The following is an 18,905-nucleotide window of genomic DNA, read 5'->3' on the forward strand; positions in this document are numbered from 1 at the left end:
GCGTGAGGCAGGATCGAACTGCCGACACACGGATTTTCAATCCGTTGCTCTACCGACTGAGCTATCGCGCCGATGGGATGTATTAAGCCGTATCTGTCGGCATTAGTCAACAAAAAATCGTGATTTTTTAACTAACTGCGTAAAATTTCGCCCAAAAAAAATCCCTGATGGGATCAGGGATTAGAAACTTTCAAATATATGGTGGCGTGAGGCAGGATCGAACTGCCGACACACGGATTTTCAATCCGTTGCTCTACCGACTGAGCTATCGCGCCGATGGGGCGTATTAAACAGGTTTCGTCATCAAAGGTCAAGTCAGTTACGCGTTTTTTTATTTAAGCGGCTATTTTTAAACCAAACCACTCAATAAATAGCTCCGATCAAGTCGATAGTTTGCCAATATGCGCCAAACAGCGGTGAATGGCCCCACAGCCCGGCTCAAAACTGTTTACACCTTTTTCTTCTTCAAGGCGGCATGCCTCGCTGACCAAGCGCTCGGCGACACCTCGGCCACGATTGGCTGGATGCACCACCACATATTCAAGAATCTTGCTTTCTCCTTGTCCTGTACACCAGATTGCACCTATAATCTTGCTGTTAAATTCGGCTGTATAAACCGTGGTATACTGAGCCAGATTTTGCTCTAATTGTTCAACTGCATCTTGCCCGTCACCAAATTCAGGACTTGTATCGTACAGTCGCTCAAGCTGGGTGCGCATTTCTTCGTTTTCGAGTGAAGTATAAGCATGTACGGTTATAGGCATTGATTAACCCTCCTGAGCAAGCGATGGTGCTGTCACTTTTTTTGTCACAGCGAATTGATCTTTATATTCATCATTTTTGACGTTTTTTGAGGAACGTGTCCATGACAGAACGTATCAGTGAAGTGGTAAGAAATACCAATGAGACCAAGATTCGAGTTCGTTTGAACCTCGACGGATCGGGTCAGGGTACACTGAACACTGGAGTTCCATTTTTAGACCATATGATTGATCAAATCAAGCGACATGGACTATTTGATATTGATATTCACTGTGATGGCGATCTGGAGATCGATGACCATCATACTGTCGAAGACTGTGGTATCACCTTAGGCCAAGCCTTTGCACAGGCTTTGGGAGATAAAAAAGGTTTACGTCGCTACGGTCATTTTTATGCACCGCTCGATGAAGCCTTATCGCGTGTGGTGGTCGATCTGTCTGGCCGTCCGGGTCTGTTCATGGATATTCCGTTTACGCGCGCTCGCATTGGCAGCTTTGATGTGGATTTGTTTTCCGAATTTTTCCAAGGCTTTGTCAATCATGCCCTGATGACACTTCATATCGACAATCTCAAAGGCAAAAACAGCCATCATCAAATCGAAAGCGTATTTAAGGCCTTTGCCCGTGCCCTGCGTATGGCCTGTGAAATCGATCCGCGTGCGGCAGGTACCATTGCATCGACCAAAGGGAGCCTGTAATGACCCGTGTAGCCCTTCTCGATTATGGTATGGGAAATTTACACTCTGCGGCAAAAGCGCTTGAGCATGTGGGGGCTACGGTCGATGTGACCAATGACCCAAAACTGATTGCCAAAGCCGATAAAATTGTCTTTCCGGGTGTTGGTGCAATGCGTGATTGTATGCAAGGTATGCGTGATGCCGGTATTGACGAAGTCGTGCGTCATGCTGCATTTAATAAACCGGTACTGGCGATTTGTGTGGGCATGCAAGCTTTGCTTGAGCGTTCGGAAGAAAATGGCGGAGCGGATGCGCTGGGTATCTTTGAAGGTGTAGTGAAGCACTTCCCCGATATCGATGGCCTTAAAGTACCGCATATGGGCTGGAATCAGGTCCATCAGGGCGATCCGAGCCATCCAATGTGGAACAACATTGAGCAAGATGCCCGTTTTTATTTTGTGCATAGTTACTACGTTGAGCCAAAGCAGCACGACGTGATTGCAGCAACCTGTAACTATGGTCTGCAATTTTGTACGGCAATACACAAAGACAACCTGTTTGCCACGCAGTTCCACCCAGAAAAAAGTCATACCGCAGGCTTGCAACTGCTCAAAAACTTTGTGGAATGGAACATCTAAACCTTTTTTAGTCACTTCGCCTAAGATCGGGCGAAGTGGCAGCAATAACATTTTTGAATGGTATGTTTGACTATATTTTTACTGATTAAATCATTTCCATAACAATAGCATTGATGAAAAGGCCTATAAAAATGACGATACCTGATAATACTCCGCCTGCCCTACCTGGCAGCATTGATCGCCCTTTAAACTCCCGAGGCCGTATGGGCCGTTTGTCCTTTGCAGCATGGAGCCTGCTCTCTACCATTTTGGTAGTGGTTGCCGTTCTGGTTATTAGTCTGATTTTTACAAGTTTTCCTTCTGAATCGACAGCCGTGCAATTGATCAGCACGTTATTGCTGATTGCCTGCTATGTGGTGTTTTTATTTTATAGCTTTATTTTTATGATCCGCCGACTGCACGACCGTAACCACAGTGGCTGGTTGTCTCTGTTGTTTATTGTGCCGCTGATTAATGCAATTTTGGTGCTGTATTTACTGTTTGCCAAGGGCGATACAGGCGCCAACCGATTTGGTCTGCCGCGTGGCACACCGGGCTGGGAAAAAGTAATGGGCTGGATGTATCTGGTGCTGTTGCCGATTCTGTTTATTGTTGGCTTTAGTACCAGCATGTTCAGCTCGTATCAAGAATATACCGAGCGCGCGACGGTGTTTCAGCCAGATACATTGCCAGTCCAGCATTCGACACGTTTAAGCAGCTGATTTCGCGAAAAACCGATACTTATGGGCTTAGCGATTTGCAATTAGTTTGTTAAGATGGATCAAATTTTAGTTACATGATGATGCAAGGAACGAAAACATGCTGATCATCCCTGCAATTGACCTGAAAGATGGTAAATGTGTTCGCTTAAAACAAGGCCGTATGGAAGACGATACCGTTTTCTCTGACGATCCGGTGGCAACGGCACAGCATTGGGTCAATGAAGGCGCGCGTCGCTTACATTTGGTCGATTTAAACGGCGCTTTCGCAGGTACGCCAATTCATAAGCCTGTCGTTGAAGCGATTGCCAAAGCTCAGCCTGAACTGCCAATTCAAATTGGTGGTGGTATTCGTTCACTTGAAACCATTGAGCATTATCTCGATGCTGGCGTTTCCTTTGTGATTATTGGAACCAAAGCTGTGCAAGAGCCTGAGTTTGTTGAGCAGGCTTGCAAACAGTTTGCCGGTCATATCATTGTGGGCATCGATGCCAAAGATGGCATGGTGGCAACCGATGGCTGGGCCAATGTGACCAACGTGAAGGCCACCGATTTAGCCAAACGCTTTGCAGATGCAGGCGTATCAAGCATTGTCTATACCGATATTGCGCGTGACGGCATGATGCAAGGCGTTAACGTAGAACAGACCGTTCATTTGGCGCAGTATTCTGGCCTACCTGTGATTGCCTCAGGCGGTGTGACCAATCTGGACGACGTGCGTTTGCTCAAAGGCCAGCCGGGAATTTTAGGTGCCATTACTGGTCGTGCCATTTATGAAGGCAGTTTAAGTCTGCGTGAAGCACAGCTATTGCTGGATCAAAACGTACTGAACTAAAAATATTAGTACAAAAAAAGATGCCCCTTGAGGCATCTTTTTTTTGCTATTACTGTGTACTTATCCATTGGTCCACGGCTGTGCCGGTGAGCCGATCCAGGCCGATTGTGCCGGAATTTTTTCGCCTTTCATGACCAAGGTCAGTGGCCCAAGTAAGCTTTGATCGCCCACCTCAGCATTGTACAGCACGATACTGCGACAATGTACGGTCACATGCTGCCCAATTTCCACACGACCGATTTTCATGATGCGATCTTCAAACAAATGTGTTTGCGGCCCACTAAAGCTATTGAGTTCGCTGTAATCTCCAATCGAGACACAGTCAAATTCGGTAATGTCTGCGGTGTCCATATACACCTGCTTACCCACTTTAACGCCCAATAAGCGCATCAAGGCTGGGAGTAACGGCGTACCGCGCACATAGTTGAGGCAGTTTGGTATCGCGATCGATTCGTACAGGCTGGTAATGCCCTCACTCACCCATACAAACATGGTCCACATCGGGGCTGAACGCGGCGTATAACGACCAATCAATGCCCATTTCAGCAATACAATCACCAAGAAGCTGGCAATGCCGTACACCACACCAGACACCGCTAGAGTCAGTAACCCGATTGCCCAGCCCTGATGTACCACGTGGTCAATCACAGACAATACAATCATGTAACCCATGCCAATGGAGAAGGCCAGCGGCAATACAATGCGTAACCCTTCAATTATACCGCGCATGAAGCGACGACCAAGGCTTGGACGGAAAGTAAGATGCTCTGGAAATTCACCAACCGATTCGCGCGCAGGCAAGCGTAGTGCAGGCGAACCAAACCAAGTTTCACCACTTTTTAAAACATCGTGCTCTGGAATTTTTGACTGCACGCCAATCAGTACACCATCTGGCAAGCTCGTACCGTCGGCAATGTAAGCACTGTTGCCCACAAAACTACGGCAACCAATCACGGTCGGCTGCAATACCATCCAGCCGCGGCTAATTTCTTCATCACCAAGCATGACTGCATCGGCAATAAAGCTCTCGTCACCCAATGACAATAGTTCGGGCACCACACCGGTTGCAGTCGAGACTTCGCTGTCACGTCCAACCTTGGCACCCATAAGGCGAAACCAAGCAGGCGCATAAATCGTGGCAAAGAGGCCGTGAAGGGTTTGCAAACTGGTTTCAAAAATCTGGGTAGCAAACCATTTACGATAATAAGTACCACTGTGTAACGAATAGGTACCTGCTTTTAAATTCGGCAAGATCAATTTTCGTAGCAGTGCAGCAAAGAGTGCGGTAAACACCACCATGACCGCACTGGCCGGAATGGCAAACAGGAAGTAACGAAACGCGGTAGACACACTGTTGGATGCCTGCAAAATACCGTGAAAGTAGTTCACATCAAACCAATCGACCAAAATAAAACTTGGGAAAATCGGAATGAAAAACAAGCAGCTAATAAATACCACGCTTAAGGCGTAATAACCCAGCTCTACTACTTTACGCCCTGCCGATGCTTGGGCACGTGAAGGCAAATGCGCAACATCTAACTGCTTGCTATAGCGTGCTGGTGCACCATCCCACACTTCAAAAGCGGGCACGGTTTTACCGTTACTTAAGGCAGAGAGCGCATTTAAATGGGCGTACTCTTGCAGTTCGGTATTTTCTTCAAGCACACTGTACGAACCGACATAGCTTTCTTTTTGCAAGCGGATTTTGCCGAGTACCAACTGACCTTGCTCAATTTTGGCATTTTCCAGATTGACCTGCGAACCCACACTGACCCCATCTTCAATGGTTAACAGATTAGGCATACGGATATGCACCGATCCGATATGAACGTTTTGTCCAATCTTGGCACCCAAAGCTTTCAGATACAGATTATTGAGTGTTGAACCTGCCAGCAAATAATGCGGCGCAATGCCTTTTAAACGATCTGCCAACCACCAGCGGAAATACGTTTTGCCCCAGAGTGGATACTGGCCCGGACGAATGCCTTTTAACAGTAAACGATTGCCCACAATTGAAATGGCAAAACTGAGGATCAGGCTAAGCACATATACACCGAGCGAAATTCCCATGGCGCGAAGCACGCTGTCACCCGGACTTCCCGTAAAGTAATGGTAGCTAAAAAATGGCGCCAACCATTGCAAAATGGTCAAGCCAATCAAGACTGGAATCACCATCATTTGTGCCACACCACAGCGGATACGTTTGGCATTATCGATATGATAGGCTTTGACTTCACGCATTTGCTGCTGCTTGGCCTGTTGCAGCATAAACTGACTGATCGCGCCGACTTTACGAAGCTGGTAAATATTTTGAATGGTCATTTGTGCATATTGCGGATATTCACGCAAATGCGAAGTTAAAACGGCAGCCAGTAGCGAGTGCCCACCTAAATCATCAAAAAAATCTGCCGAAAGCTGAATGGCCTGATTCGGAAAAATTTTCGCCAGACAATCAAATAAAATCTGTTCGGCTTCGTTTTGTGGCTCGTCAGATACTGCGCTATCGATGTGCTGACTTAACTCTAGTTTGCGCAGCGCGTTACGATCAATTTTACCAGAAAGTAGACGTGGTACCTGATCGACCAGTTCAAAGCGGTTCGGCACCATGTAGGCCGGTAAGCGTGCTTTTAAATAGGCACGAATGTCCTTCACCTGAATGCGGTCTTTTTGTTCCTGATCGAGAACAATAAAAGCCACCAACTGGTCCATATCGTCGTCACGGCGCAGCACCACGGCCGCGGTTCCGATGCCGTTTAAATCACACAGGCTGGCTTCAATTTCACCCAGTTCGACACGAAAGCCACGAATTTTGACCTGATCATCGGCACGGCCAAGGCATTGAATCTGTCCGTTTTCATCCAGACGCGCCAAATCACCGGTACGGTAAAGTTTGAGTTCGTGCTCGTTGTTGGCCCACGTGTTTTGAATAAATTTTTCTGCCGTAAGTTCCGGTCGCCCGAGATATTCACGTCCGACACTTGGTCCAAAAACACACAATTCGCCCACTTCGCCCTGTGGCACCAGCTCAAGCTGGTCATTGAGTACCAACATCCCGTAGTTCGGTAATGGCACCCCAATGGTCACCGGTTCGTTGGCATAGACCCGTGCCAGACTTGAAGTAACCGTAGTTTCTGTAGGTCCGTAGGTATTAAAAATCTGGTGATGCGGTAAATCCCAACGTGCAACCAGTGCTTCGGGGCACATTTCACCGCCTAAATTGATAATCCGAAGGTTGGGTACATCTTCTGGAAATAAAGCCAGTAAGGTTGGAACTGCATGCAGCACCGTGATGTTGTGCTGCTGTAGCGCTTTACATAAACGCTCTGGGTCGGTTACCAGATCTTTGGGTGCAATCCAGATGCTGGCCCCCACCAGATATGAAATCCAGACCTCTTCAAAAGACATATCAAAGGCAATTGAAAAGCCTTGATAGACTTTATCGTCATGCCGAACTCCCAGCACTGAGTTTTCAGAACGTAAGAAATGACAAATATTGGATTGTTCAATCACAATCCCTTTGGGTTTTCCGGTCGAACCCGAAGTATAAATAATATAGGCCGGATCGGAGCGCGCCGCACGCTGCATCACAGGTGGTAAATTCGTTGGCTGGTTCAGCTCGGCCACAGGCCACACGGTCTGAGCCAGTTGGGTCAACTGCGCTGCCCAGTCTGTGCTGGTCACAATTCCCTTGGCTTGTGCATCGTCTAGACAGACCTGAATGCGCTCGACAGGCACATCCATATCGAAGGGTAGCCATGCCGCGCCTGCCTTACAAATCCCGGCTTGTGCGATTAACAGATCGGCACCGCGCGGTAGCCACAACCCCACAATATCACCAGCCCGAATACCGCGTGCGATCAGTTGCTGCGCAATCTGATCGGCTTGTGCTGCAAGCTCTGCGTAGCTGATCTGACGATCTTGATCGATTAAGGCAATATGCGTCGGGTACTGTGCTGCTGTGGTGTCTAAAATATCTGAGAGAACCTCAGCCTGGATAAAGTCGGGTCGCTGTTCGCCACGAATGACTGAAGGAATATGAATTATTGCGTTCATAGGATATCCAAATGTTCGCCATCGATTGTATTTATCGTTCATTTTGCGGAACAAAATTGAGGATAAACCCCGTGGTCGATCTGCTGCGGTTAATATCAGCGCATCACCACAAACAAGCACCCAAGAGTTTTATTTATTCTTTAGGCAGATTGTTCAGGTTTTATACTAGGCAAGATTGCTTAATTCAGAATTAAAAAAATCACCTGTTTTTTTAATCTGATTTTAAGTTTTCATATTCGTTCATGAATAAGTAAATGTATTTTATTCAATTTCAAAAAGATCAAAAATAATCATGGAGAACGCTTTACAAAATCTGTGTAATTATTTACATCAAGATTAAATTTTAATTTTTATATAAAAAACAATATCTTATTTTTTAATTCATTTATTTTTTAAATAATATGGCACTCATCAAAATCTGATAAGAAAACTATCCTATCGATTTTTATATTTTAAGCAATATACTAAAGTTGGATATAATTATTCAAAATTCTTTCTTGCTTTTTATTGCATAGAGTCATGAATGAAATAAAAAAGAGGCCTAAGCCTCTTTTTTTAATATAGATACAATCACACAATTAAAGATACATCGCCTTATTGTCATTTAACGCAATCAAACCACGAATTGCACGGTAGACAATCCAGATCCACGAAAGACCAATCACCGCCACACAGAAGGTACTCGCAGACAACGCCACGCCGGCAAATAGATTGTCGTTATTGCCTGTGAAAAATAAAAAGAAAAATGGCACAAAGGCAATAATATTCCAGAACAGATACCACCAAAAGGTACGGATCTGCCATGTAAAGTGCGAGGCAAGCCAAGTGCCTTCTACATCCTGACGCTTCACATAATTGATAATGAGCGCGATAATTGCGAGCAAGCCGGCACTAAAAATTGCAGCAATATATAAAATATAAAGGACCAGTGTGAGGGTTTTATTAGATTGAAGTTGTTCAGCAGGAAGATTCATACGTCACCTTTTCGTTTTTCTATTTAAGGCCTCTCTAATGGATCAAAACATTCAGCGGAGAGACCAACCACAGTAATAAAATTATATTTAACCCTATGGTACAAAAATAAATCTTACGAAAAGGTTGTTTTTGTGTTTTATGTCGCAATTTTTGTTGTGCCAGCCACGCAGCCGGCCAGCCACCCAAAAAAGCCACCACATGCAAGGTACTTTCCGCAATACGTCGAGTACCGTTTTGCGCGGCTTCTTTGTCTTGTGCATATAACCAGTAGCTCAACACATTCATGAGCGTAATAAAAATAAAGCTAAAGGGTGGCAGCAGCTTGCTAAAACTCAAAACGGCCACCACCACAATATACAGCACAGCAGCCAGCTGCATAGGCACCAGCGCAGGACGCGCCGCAGGCACCACCGAAGGCGCCTTTGAACGACTTGGCGCGCGGCTATTTCTGGCTTTGACGTAAACCACCTGCTTGGCCCGAAAACGCCCCTGCTCATCTAAAATCACCACATAATCCAGTGCACAACCCACCAAAGGACGCGGCCCTTTGCGGGCAAAGTCGCTGATATGTAAAAACACACGTTCTTTGTTCATATCGTCGGGTTGAATAAAGCCATAGCCTTTTTCATCAAACCATTCGACTAAGCGTCCCTGATCACGCATGGCAATGTCTTCCTTAGGCAGCAACAACCTGTAAACGATTGATTAACATCTGACGCATTTCAAGCGGATTTTTTTGCATGATGTCGTCTCCCGTACGCCCTTCTTCAAGATTACGCTGAGCCACTTGCAAACGCATTAACCAAAAACGACAGGCTGCCATAGCCAGATAAACACCCAGACACGCCTGTTCATCTTCAGTTAAAACACGCACGCGCTGATAGGCTTCAACAAACGCATCGGCATGGGCCTGATCAAGCTCTGGCAATGGATAGCGTGTACAAAAATCATTGATGGTAATGGCGATATCAAACAAGAAATCATCTTGATTGAGTTCGGAAAAATCTAAAATACCTTCCAGCACATCACCCACAAACAAGGTGTTGTCTCTAAACATATCCGAATGAATCCAGCCGCGAGGTAAATCGGGATGCTGCGTACGGGTCTGGTTAAATAGCGCGTAAACATAATCCAGCAATTCAGCATCTTCCGATGACATTTTTGGCTTGAGTTGCTGGCCCACAGCAGTCCAGTAGGCATGATTACGGCGCACACCGCGTTCGAAGGTTTTGTGTTGCAACGCCAGATGTAAATCAGCCTGCGCTTTGGCGATGGCTTCAATCTGGGCTTGTGTAGCCGGAATCGGGTGCTCGCCTGCAATACGCGGCGCAATCTGTGCCGGTTTGTTGGCAATGCTATGAATATATTTGCCCGCATAGCTTAAAGGCACCGCCACAGGTACGTGATGCTGGCCTAAATGTTCAAGCACAGGGGGTAATTCACTGGCACCTTGTTCGTCAAGTTGTTCAAACACAGTCAGCACATACTGTTTGTGCGCGCTGTCGACTATAAAGTAGTTGGTGTTTTCAATACCTCCCTGAATTGGAATCAAGTCAATCACCTCTAATCCGTAAGGCGATGCGAATGCTTGAACGTCCTGTAAACTCAACGGGGTATAAACCGACATAGAAAACCTGCGTGAAACAAATATAAGTTTGATAGAATAGCCACACAGTTTACCAAGATTCTTGATGATCTCGGAAAATTTATTTATTTAGACTCATACTGTTGGATGTCACAATGCTTGCAAAACGTATTATTCCCTGCCTTGATGTCGACAATGGCCGTGTCGTAAAGGGCGTACAATTTTTAGATATCCGTGATGCAGGTGACCCTGTGGAAGTCGCACGCCGCTACAACGAACAAGGTGCAGACGAAATCACTTTTCTGGATATTACAGCAACGCATCATGGACGTGACACCACCTATCGTACAGTCGAACGCATGGCAGAAAGCGTTTTTGTTCCGCTTACCGTAGGCGGTGGCGTACGTAAAGTTGAAGACATCCGTTTATTGCTCAATGCCGGTGCAGACAAGGTCAGTATTAACTCTGCCGCAGTGTTTAATCCGGAGTTTGTACAAGAAGCCTCACAACGCTTTGGCGCACAGTGCATTGTGGTGGCCATCGATGCCAAAAAAACTGGCGAAAACAAATGGGAAATCTTTACCCACGGCGGACGCAAACCCACCGGCATTGATGCGCTGGAATGGTCAGTCAAAATGGCCGAATACGGTGCCGGCGAATTGCTGGTAACCAGTATGGATGCCGATGGCACCAAAGCCGGTTATGATATCGCTCTGATGCGCGAAATTAACAACCGCGTTTCAATTCCGACCATTGCCTCTGGTGGCGTAGGGAATTTGCAGCATTTGGCCGATGGTATTTTACAGGGCGGTGCCGATGCCGTGCTTGCAGCCAGTATTTTCCATTTTGGTCAGCACACCATTCCAGAAGCCAAACAGTTTTTGGCAGCGCAAGGCATTGAAATGCGTCTTTAATTGGCAGCACATCATCAGGCCACCTTGCGTGGCCTGTTTTGTTGATGGGCGCAATCGGTAGCAGTCAGCTCAGTGGGTGTCCACTTTACAGGGCGTAAGCGTTCAACCGCATGGGTGAATCGCTGTGAAACAGCCCGAGGCAACCAAATACCCAGCGGATTGGCCTCTTTTAAATCGGGCGAAGACACCACACGTGTTCCAAGCAGATAGTCAAACCACGGTTTGGTTACGCACCAGTTGGCATCCTGATTGGCATTCATATGATGATCGACATGCCATGGAATACGGCGCTTGGCCCAATCGGGCTGTAAATGCGCTTTTCGATGCACATAAAAATAATTGATTGCACTGTAGGCCGCCGCAATGGCCATGCCTTTGGAAAGCGGTGCAAATATGGCCATAGAGGTCGCTGCGACCACGCCAAGTGACAGCAGTTCATTACGTGTACGCCAACTGGCTAGCCCCTCGACATAACAGTCATCATGAAAATGCTGTGTTTTTACTTCACGATGATGTGCCCAGTGTGACGCCATACTTCGAGGAACCGGGCTATAGCGCGGCTGTCCTGTACGGTGTACGCCATGCAGAATATATTTATGCGCCACCCATTCAAAGCCGTTGGCCACAATTAACCCGGCAATAAATCCTTTAATCATAGTGTTCTCCTCAATCCTGACTTGAATATATGAATTTTTCTGTGCTATGTATTGACGAAAAACCACGCAATATTGACAAAACACGACAACATGGAAAGTCGCTATGCTCACAGTGAAAAATTATGCAGGCTCGGTTTATGGCGGACTTGGGCAACTCCTGATGTGCTATTGCGAGGCCGAACAGCTGCCTGTACCCGACCGTTTACAGTCGATTCAACGGCTTGAGCGCTTTGACTATGTACTGTGGCGTGAGCTATTAGATGAGTTGTATCAGTTGCGCCCTATAGCGGGGCTGGGCTTAAAAATTGCGAGCCACGTACAACCTAAACATTTGGGCATTTTGGCTTATATTGCGCTGTCGTGTGAAAGTTTGGGCGATGCACTCAAGCGCTATCAAGATTTTTATCGACTGGTTTACGATGGTAGCCCGCTGAAGGTCGAGCAGCACGGTGCTTATTTTTCTATTCGCTGGGAAGAGCCCGAACCCCACCCGACCCAGCTTACCGACGAAATAGCCATGGCGCTGATGCTGCAATTTTTACAGCAATTTATGTGCAAAACCCGTATCGAGCTGCATGAAGTGCATTTTATCAATCCACTTCCCAAAGATGCGCCAGTCTATAACCGTTATTTTCAATGTCCTGTACGGTTTTCACAGCCGAAAACCCAGCTTTTGATTCCGCTCAGTGAAGCCAGCAAGGTCGTGGGCAATGCCGATCACACCTTACAGCAATTGCTGATGCAGCAAGCACACGCCCTGCTCGATCGCTTGCCACACTCGACCCAACTCGACCAGCGCTTGCAGCAAATGATTTTAAAAGGCTTACAGCAAAACCAGTACCAGATTGAAGTCATTGCACAGCAGCTGGGTATTTCGGTACGCCAGTTACAGCGCCATTTGCAGCAGCAACACAGTAGCTATCAGCAGCGGGTACAGCAAGTGCGCTACATGCTGGCCACCGAATATCTGAGCGACCCGCACCTCAGCCTGCAAGACATCGCCTTGTTACTGTGTTATTCAGAACAAAGTGCTTTTCAACGGGCCTTTAAACACTGGTCGGGGCAAACACCGCAGCAGTGGCGACAGCAATCGCGCCGTTAGGCAAATGGATTATCGATTTCGTCGGGATCGGGGCGCTCTAAACGTTCGGGCAAAGGTGATGCCTCAAGTTCGGTCACCACAGCATTGATGACACTTTGTAAGGCTTTGGCAAATGCTAGGCCTTGCTGATCTTTGGTCAGTTGTAGATTGCCATAAACACTCACGCAGTCGGTCTGGTTTTCGATGGTAAGATCGTCAATTGCCATGGACTCGGTGCCATTGACATAAGGTGTAAACATGCTCGGCCTTTTCTTATGATTGTATGAGTGTTTTAGCTTGCAGCGATTTGCGTGTGATTGCAACGGGCAAATCGCTGTATGCTGTTAGCGTAAAATCTGCAAGAAATAGTGCAGTAAGGCATCGACCAGCTGCTTGATTAAAGCCTGCTTGGTGTCGTCGTCGATTCCGCCCGAAGACGACGGTGGCGTCGATCCGCTGCTTTGCTGGGTAAACTGCTTGCTTGTGGCTGCAATGGTGTCAGAAGATGCCTCTTCGGCACATTGGCTCTCGCCATCCCAGTGTGCATAGGCCAGTGGCTGGTTTGGCTTAACCTGCGCAGCGGTTTTAGGTAGCTGATAGACATTGCGTTTTTGTTCTTCGGTCAGCTGCGGAAACAAGTTGATTCCGAGTTTTTCCTCTAAATAACACACACTGACCACATTGACCTGCAACGAGTTGTTGTTGGGTGCATAGTACGCGCCAATAGCACCTGTTTTAGGAATATACACCGCCTTATACACCGCAGTTGGTACAATCACGCCACGGCCAATGGTTTTTAGGCGTTGCCCTTCAAATAATGGCCCGGTGACCACGTAGACATCTTGCTTTTGCTTGACCACAATCGCACGGGTGGCCTCTTCAAGCTCACGCCAAATATGCTGATTATTTTTAGGTGCCTGTGGCACCATGTTTGCCAGTGAGAAACTGTCATGCTGGGCTTTTAAATCACCCATGTCACCGTTGGGTGCCATATGCCCGCGGTCGTAGCCCGAGCCACGATAATCGCTCAATAATGCGCGATGTGCTGCATTGCCTACACGGGTTTCTTCATGAAAACTGTCTTCACGCTTGAGCTTCACACTCAGGCGCGCTGGATTGAGATATTCGGCCGACCACAATGGTGTTTTGGAAACCCCGGAATACATCACATTAAAGCCGTTAAAGCACAGCGCATAACTATTGTTTTGCAGGCTTTGCTTCATCAGCACAGGCGGAACGTCACGGTAAAACTGATTTAAACAGCCCGTGTTATGTTTGAGCGGTGATATCCACTGGCTGATTTTGCCTTCGCCAAAAGCGACCGCAAAACTGCCCACGGCCACTACGCCCAACAGGAGTTTTCCCATGTACTGATTCTTTTTTCGTGCCACGCGCGATTCGATATCTAAAACCAAAACAAAAGCTTAACAAGCCCGGATTTACCTGTACATCAAGGCACACCCCAATCGATCAAAGCATCAACACAAATTGATCAATAAATAATCTATACGCGTAACAATTTGTCGTTTTAATTTTATTGTTCGCTTTCAAAGTGCTTATGTTTCGTATCTTTGATTGAAACAGCCGTCAAGGTTATGACAAGGTAGACCCCTGTAAACGATAAGATGAAAAATAGGTATTACATATGAAAGCCCAGTTATTGTGTTCAGTCGCGTTGATTACAGGTACGCTTAGCATGACCGCATTTGCCGAAGCGCCTGTACAAGCAGGCGAAACGCTTGAAAGCTTATCGCAAGTGAAAGTATCCACCACAGTGAATGGTCAGCCAGGCTCAATTGCAGATTTGGTCAACAGCGGTAAAGTGCAAGTGATTGCAGGTGCTCAGCCTAGCGCACCAGCGATGCAACCAGCGCCCGCTCCTGAAATGGCGGGTGGTGCCGAAGCGCCTATGCAGGCGCCAGCAAATGCAGCGATGCCAGCACCCGAAGCCGCAGCAATGCCGGCACCTGAAGCAACTGCACAACCATCTGGTGCAGCAGCGCCACAGGCTCCACATGCCAACGCCATGCCTGAGCAGCCTGCGCCAATGCAAGCTGAATAAGCCAACCGACATAAAAAAACCAAGGCAGTTGCCTTGGTTTTTTTATGTTCAGATTTCGATCTGACTGCCCATTTCGACCACACGGTTAGGCGGGATCTGATAAAAATCACTCACCGGACTGGTATTACGTTGCATCGAAATAAACAGCTTTTCACGCCAAGGCGACATGCCGTCTCCTACGGTATGAATGAGACGATCACGAGAAATAAAGAAGCTGATTTGCATCATGTCAAATTCAAGACCCAATGCCTCATAAGCCTGCTGTAACGCTTGCGGAATGTTAGGCTGATCTTTAAAGCCGTAATTCATCGAGATACGATAAAAATGATCGTCCATTTTTTCAATCTCGATCCGATCGGCATCACTTACATACGGAATATCCTTGGTAAACACCGTCACCATGATATTGCGGTTGTGCAATACCTTGTTGTGCTTGATGTTGTGCAACATGGCATGCGGCACAATATTCTGATTCCCCGTCAGAAAAATTGCATCGCCCGGTACAAAATGAGTTTCCGAGCTTAAACCGATACTTTTAATAAACAGCCCAATCGGCAAGGCATCGGTTTCCAAACGATGATGCACAATTTCACGGCCACGTTTCCATGTCATCAAGATGGTAAACACCACCACCCCAATCACAAACGGCACCCATCCACCAGATAGAATCTTAAGCGAGGTCGACGCCACAAAAATTGCATCGAGGGTAAAAAACGGAATAGCAAACAGCGCCACTTTCCACCACGGCCACCCCCAGGCACCATGTGCAAGTACCGCAATCAAAATGGTGACACAGAGCATGGTCATGGTGACTGCTACCCCGTATGCACTGGCCAAATTGCTGCTTTTTTCAAACAGGATAATCAGGATAAATACCGAGATATACAGCACCCAGTTGATAAACGGCACATAGATCTGGCCTTGCTCGACATCGGAGGTATGAATCACGGTTAAACGCGGTAAATAGCGCAGCTGAATGGCCTGATTAACCATAGAAAATACACCAGTAATTACCGCTTGTGAGGCAATGACGGCGGCCGCAGTGGCCAGCCCGATCATGGGGAAAAGCGCCCACTCGGGTACCAGTAAATAAAACGGATTCGACACCGCTTGCGGATCGCGCAATAACAGCGCGCCCTGACCGGCATAGTTCAGCATCAGGCTTGGACACACCACAATAAACCATGCCAGACGGATTGGCATACGCCCGAAATGGCCCATATCGGCATATAAGGCTTCGCCGCCTGTCATGGTGAGTACCACAGAACCCATGGCCACAAAAGCCACAAACGGCTGATGTATGGCAAACTCAAACGCCCAGATTGGATTGATAAACCATAAAATATGTGGAGTTTGAATAATACTCCATAGCCCAAGTGCACCAATGGAAATAAACCAGAGCATGGTGATCGGGCCAAAAAATTTGCCCATGGTGGCCGTACCATGGCGCTGAATTACAAACAGTGCCGTAAGAATGCCCAGCCCGATTGGCATAAGCCATTGATCAAACGCAGGCGTGGCAATACTTAAGCCCTCGATGGCCGAGAGCACCGAAATGGCAGGCGTGATAATACCATCGCCAAAAAATAGCGAGGCACCAATAAAGCCCAGCGCAATCAGGTAGATTTTTTTGTTGGGATCAAGCTGTTTGATACGCAGCAACAAGGCCAGTAGCGACATAATGCCGCCTTCGCCGTTGTTGTCGGCACGCATGACGATGCTGACGTATTTGAAACTGATGGAGAGCGTAATGCACCAAAAGATTAAAGATAGGATGCCAAAGACCGTCGCTTCAGAGATATTCACATGCGCACTGGTGAACGTCTGAGCAAAGGCATACAAGGGACTGGTCCCGATATCCCCAAACACTACCCCTAAGGCGGCTAAAGTCATCGCTGGAAGCGCGACTTTTTTTGCAGAACTTTGCATATAATATCTTCGATTTGGAACAGTATTTTTTCGCAATATTATCACTAAGTTCTAAGTTTTTCTCTAAATCAATTGTTTCATACTTGGCAGAATACAAAATATTCGCTATTATCGCTCGCCTTGGTGAGGTGTCCGAGTGGCTGAAGGAGCACGCCTGGAAAGTGTGTATACGTTTACGCGTATCGAGGGTTCGAATCCCTCTCTCACCGCCAAAATATACGAAGTAGCCACCGTAATGAAAAAGCTTGATCTTGAAGAGATTGGGCTTTTTTTATAACGATATAAAAACAAGATTTTCGAATTACGATCTAAATTTTGGCTGAATATTATTTTCTTTGATAATCTTTACTATTGAATATAAGACTGAACGTTTAACTTGAGCATTGTTATAACTTCCTTGATGATCAAAGCCTGCCATTTTGAATACCTGTTTAACACCAGACTGTTTTAGTGGAGCAGAACCAGATTGATGCGGTACGGTACCATCCCCAGCTGCGTCTTGATTGGAGATTGAAAAAATACCCAGATTACCACTTACTAACGCGATATAGCGGATACCATTATTCTCAAGTGCTAAGTCACGATTGTTCACATCTGTACCTTTGCCCTCTTTAATTTTGACCATTTGTTCTTGAACAATTTTTTGACGATATGTACCTATTTGTTTTGCTGTCGCTCTTGGTAACCTTTTCATTTGTTCAGCAGTTAATCCCCGTAATGGTTGATCTAATGTCCATGTAAGTGTTCCAAAACTTAAATGTTTAGAGTCATGTCCATAATTTACATAAGTGCAAGGATGATATTTATTGGTAATCTTAGAATGAAATTCTTTTACTTTCTCAATTTTTTTGAAATATACATCTTTGGCTCTCTGATTGGGATTGTCTTTCTTAATTAACTTGGCAGGATCGACTAGTTCATCCTTAACCATTTCCCACCAAACCCCATCGGCCTTATAAATCTCTTCATATGGATCACTTTTAGGAAGAGGAACAACATTGGTATGCAGGTCTTTTCCATTCATTAATCCTGAACCATTTAAGAATAACCATGGCTTTCCGCTGTTATAAGCCTTGGTTGGTAACAGTTCTAAACCACCTGGTGCATTTGCAAGTACTGCTGTCACATGCTCTGTATTTTTACCAATCACATTAGCAGCAACTGCACTTACCAGACCACCTTCGGAAGAACCAGCAACGAGTCGACGGTAGGCTGCTGCCGCTCCTTCTGCGGGCATAACGCCATGAACCACACCAGCAACATCTTCACCACATAATTGAACTAGTCTACGCGTCAAAAGCCCTCCCATCGAGTGACTCACAATAATAAATTTATGAAACCTAGTACCATACTCTTGTTTTATTTTATCTAATTTTTGAGCAACAAGCGCTGCACCGTTTTCACTCGACTGTAACCAGTTATAACCCATGGCATACACAGGAAAATGGAATTTCTTAAGATGTTCTATCTCTTGTTGATTAATCGGTACAATTGATTCTTGAGGGGACCATTTTGAGGATTCAGTTTTATTCATTAGACTTTTCCACTCATAAACTGACTCTTGCTGCTTCATTTGTTGAACAGCAGCATATCCTCCTCCCAAGCCAGTTGTATAAATCGGCTTTTCATTTAAATCGACGTTATTTAATACCAATTGCAAATAAGTTAGAATTCCACCATAACTGTCCCAATGTACAGTTCCCCAATAACGTTCCCGCAGTGTTTTTTCAGTCAGCTTTAGTCGTCGATCAACTGCTATATGTCCACTCGTATCCACTTTCGTGTTTAATGGATCTAACTCAGCTTGCAGCACAGCGGGACTTTTTTGCATTTGCGAATAAATAGTTCCTATCATGCCACCGCCATTACCCAACTTCCATACAGGCTTATTTAAAGCTGTATTAAAAATATTTGACCCCATAATTCCAGGTACAAAGATAATCGGAATCGTATCCTGTAAAGGCACCTCTACATAAGTTCCAGCTTTATTGGTAGTTGGACTAGTGGCTGAACCTGATTGAGCAATAGACTTATTTGCCAT

General features: G+C 46.2%; 17 protein-coding genes and 2 tRNA genes. 8 read left to right on the forward strand and 11 right to left on the reverse strand.

Annotation, left to right across the window (positions count from 1 at the left end; all coding sequences use genetic code 11):
- Positions 1-199: 199 nt before the first annotated feature.
- Positions 200-275, reverse strand: a tRNA-Phe gene (locus QLG00_RS05740).
- A 105-nt stretch (positions 276-380) separates the two neighbouring features.
- Positions 381-764: a GNAT family N-acetyltransferase gene (locus QLG00_RS05745; protein WP_004934135.1), complete on the reverse strand. Its 384-nt coding sequence runs from the start codon at positions 762-764 to the stop codon at positions 381-383.
- Positions 765-865: 101 nt separating this feature from the next.
- Here QLG00_RS05745 and hisB point away from each other — a divergent pair, with 101 nt between their 5' ends.
- The 4 genes from hisB to hisA all read left to right on the forward strand — a co-directional run bounded on the left by hisB (position 866) and on the right by hisA (position 3,609).
- Positions 866-1,459 (forward strand): imidazoleglycerol-phosphate dehydratase HisB, encoded by a 594-nt coding sequence (gene hisB / locus QLG00_RS05750; protein WP_004934134.1) that lies wholly within the window; start codon positions 866-868, stop codon positions 1,457-1,459.
- Positions 1,459-2,076, forward strand: a complete 618-nt coding sequence (gene hisH, locus QLG00_RS05755; protein ID WP_149930057.1) for an imidazole glycerol phosphate synthase subunit HisH — start codon at positions 1,459-1,461, stop codon at positions 2,074-2,076. Before hisB ends, hisH begins: the two co-directional genes overlap by 1 nt.
- Before the next feature lie 131 nt (positions 2,077-2,207).
- The gene (locus QLG00_RS05760; protein ID WP_282470642.1) at positions 2,208-2,777 is read left to right on the forward strand and encodes a DUF805 domain-containing protein; all 570 of its coding nucleotides are present in this window, start codon (positions 2,208-2,210) and stop codon (positions 2,775-2,777) included.
- Positions 2,778-2,874: 97 nt separating this feature from the next.
- Positions 2,875-3,609, forward strand: a complete 735-nt coding sequence (gene hisA, locus QLG00_RS05765) for a 1-(5-phosphoribosyl)-5-[(5-phosphoribosylamino)methylideneamino]imidazole-4-carboxamide isomerase (RefSeq protein ID WP_004934127.1) — start codon at positions 2,875-2,877, stop codon at positions 3,607-3,609.
- Between the two features lie 60 nt (positions 3,610-3,669).
- Here hisA and QLG00_RS05770 read toward each other — a convergent pair whose 3' ends face one another.
- From QLG00_RS05770 to QLG00_RS05785, 4 genes are all read right to left on the reverse strand, one after another.
- A complete protein-coding gene (locus QLG00_RS05770; protein ID WP_282470643.1) occupies positions 3,670-7,662 on the reverse strand; it encodes a Pls/PosA family non-ribosomal peptide synthetase in 3,993 nt (1,330 codons plus the stop codon).
- 578 nt (positions 7,663-8,240) lie between these two features.
- The gene (locus QLG00_RS05775; protein ID WP_004934122.1) at positions 8,241-8,636 is read right to left on the reverse strand and encodes a hypothetical protein; all 396 of its coding nucleotides are present in this window, start codon (positions 8,634-8,636) and stop codon (positions 8,241-8,243) included.
- A 34-nt stretch (positions 8,637-8,670) separates the two neighbouring features.
- Positions 8,671-9,300 carry a cold shock and DUF1294 domain-containing protein gene (locus QLG00_RS05780; RefSeq protein WP_025094638.1) on the reverse strand — a complete coding sequence of 210 codons (630 nt, stop codon included), beginning with the start codon at positions 9,298-9,300 and terminating at the stop codon, positions 8,671-8,673.
- Positions 9,301-9,313: 13 nt separating this feature from the next.
- A complete protein-coding gene (locus QLG00_RS05785) occupies positions 9,314-10,264 on the reverse strand; it encodes a homoserine kinase (protein ID WP_282470644.1) in 951 nt (316 codons plus the stop codon).
- Positions 10,265-10,377: 113 nt separating this feature from the next.
- On the opposite strand from QLG00_RS05785, the gene hisF reads away from it, so the two are divergent.
- Positions 10,378-11,136 carry an imidazole glycerol phosphate synthase subunit HisF gene (hisF, locus tag QLG00_RS05790; RefSeq protein ID WP_004934116.1) on the forward strand — a complete coding sequence of 253 codons (759 nt, stop codon included), beginning with the start codon at positions 10,378-10,380 and terminating at the stop codon, positions 11,134-11,136.
- 14 nt (positions 11,137-11,150) lie between these two features.
- Here the strand turns inward: hisF and QLG00_RS05795 are convergent, their stop codons facing one another.
- Positions 11,151-11,792: a hypothetical protein gene (locus QLG00_RS05795; protein ID WP_119690418.1), complete on the reverse strand. Its 642-nt coding sequence runs from the start codon at positions 11,790-11,792 to the stop codon at positions 11,151-11,153.
- Positions 11,793-11,895: 103 nt separating this feature from the next.
- On the opposite strand from QLG00_RS05795, the gene QLG00_RS05800 reads away from it, so the two are divergent.
- Positions 11,896-12,894, forward strand: coding sequence for an AraC family transcriptional regulator (locus tag QLG00_RS05800; protein ID WP_119690419.1), 999 nt, complete (start codon positions 11,896-11,898; stop codon positions 12,892-12,894).
- Here the strand turns inward: QLG00_RS05800 and QLG00_RS05805 are convergent.
- Both QLG00_RS05805 and QLG00_RS05810 read right to left on the reverse strand, forming a co-directional pair.
- Positions 12,891-13,133: a hypothetical protein gene (locus tag QLG00_RS05805; RefSeq protein WP_004934110.1), complete on the reverse strand. Its 243-nt coding sequence runs from the start codon at positions 13,131-13,133 to the stop codon at positions 12,891-12,893. The two genes, QLG00_RS05800 and QLG00_RS05805, sit on opposite strands and share 4 nt — an antisense overlap.
- A gap of 84 nt (positions 13,134-13,217) precedes the next feature.
- A complete protein-coding gene (locus tag QLG00_RS05810) occupies positions 13,218-14,240 on the reverse strand; it encodes a DNA/RNA non-specific endonuclease (RefSeq protein ID WP_004944897.1) in 1,023 nt (340 codons plus the stop codon).
- 278 nt (positions 14,241-14,518) lie between these two features.
- Between QLG00_RS05810 and QLG00_RS05815 the strand changes: the two genes are divergently transcribed.
- On the forward strand, positions 14,519-14,935 hold the full coding sequence (locus QLG00_RS05815; protein ID WP_004944895.1) for a hypothetical protein: 417 nt from the start codon (positions 14,519-14,521) through the stop codon (positions 14,933-14,935).
- Positions 14,936-14,983: 48 nt separating this feature from the next.
- Here the strand turns inward: QLG00_RS05815 and QLG00_RS05820 are convergent, their stop codons facing one another.
- Entirely contained in the window at positions 14,984-16,864 is a 1,881-nt protein-coding gene (locus QLG00_RS05820; RefSeq protein ID WP_004934101.1) for a potassium transporter Kup, read from the reverse strand.
- Positions 16,865-16,986: 122 nt separating this feature from the next.
- Between QLG00_RS05820 and QLG00_RS05825 the strand changes: the two genes are divergently transcribed.
- Positions 16,987-17,076 (forward strand) — tRNA-Ser (locus tag QLG00_RS05825).
- A gap of 89 nt (positions 17,077-17,165) precedes the next feature.
- Here QLG00_RS05825 and QLG00_RS05830 read toward each other — a convergent pair.
- The gene (locus QLG00_RS05830) at positions 17,166-18,905 is read right to left on the reverse strand and encodes an alpha/beta hydrolase (RefSeq protein ID WP_282470645.1); all 1,740 of its coding nucleotides are present in this window, start codon (positions 18,903-18,905) and stop codon (positions 17,166-17,168) included.

It is taken from the genome of Acinetobacter sp. V89_7 (assembly GCF_029967895.1).
Taxonomy (GTDB): domain Bacteria; phylum Pseudomonadota; class Gammaproteobacteria; order Pseudomonadales; family Moraxellaceae; genus Acinetobacter; species Acinetobacter soli.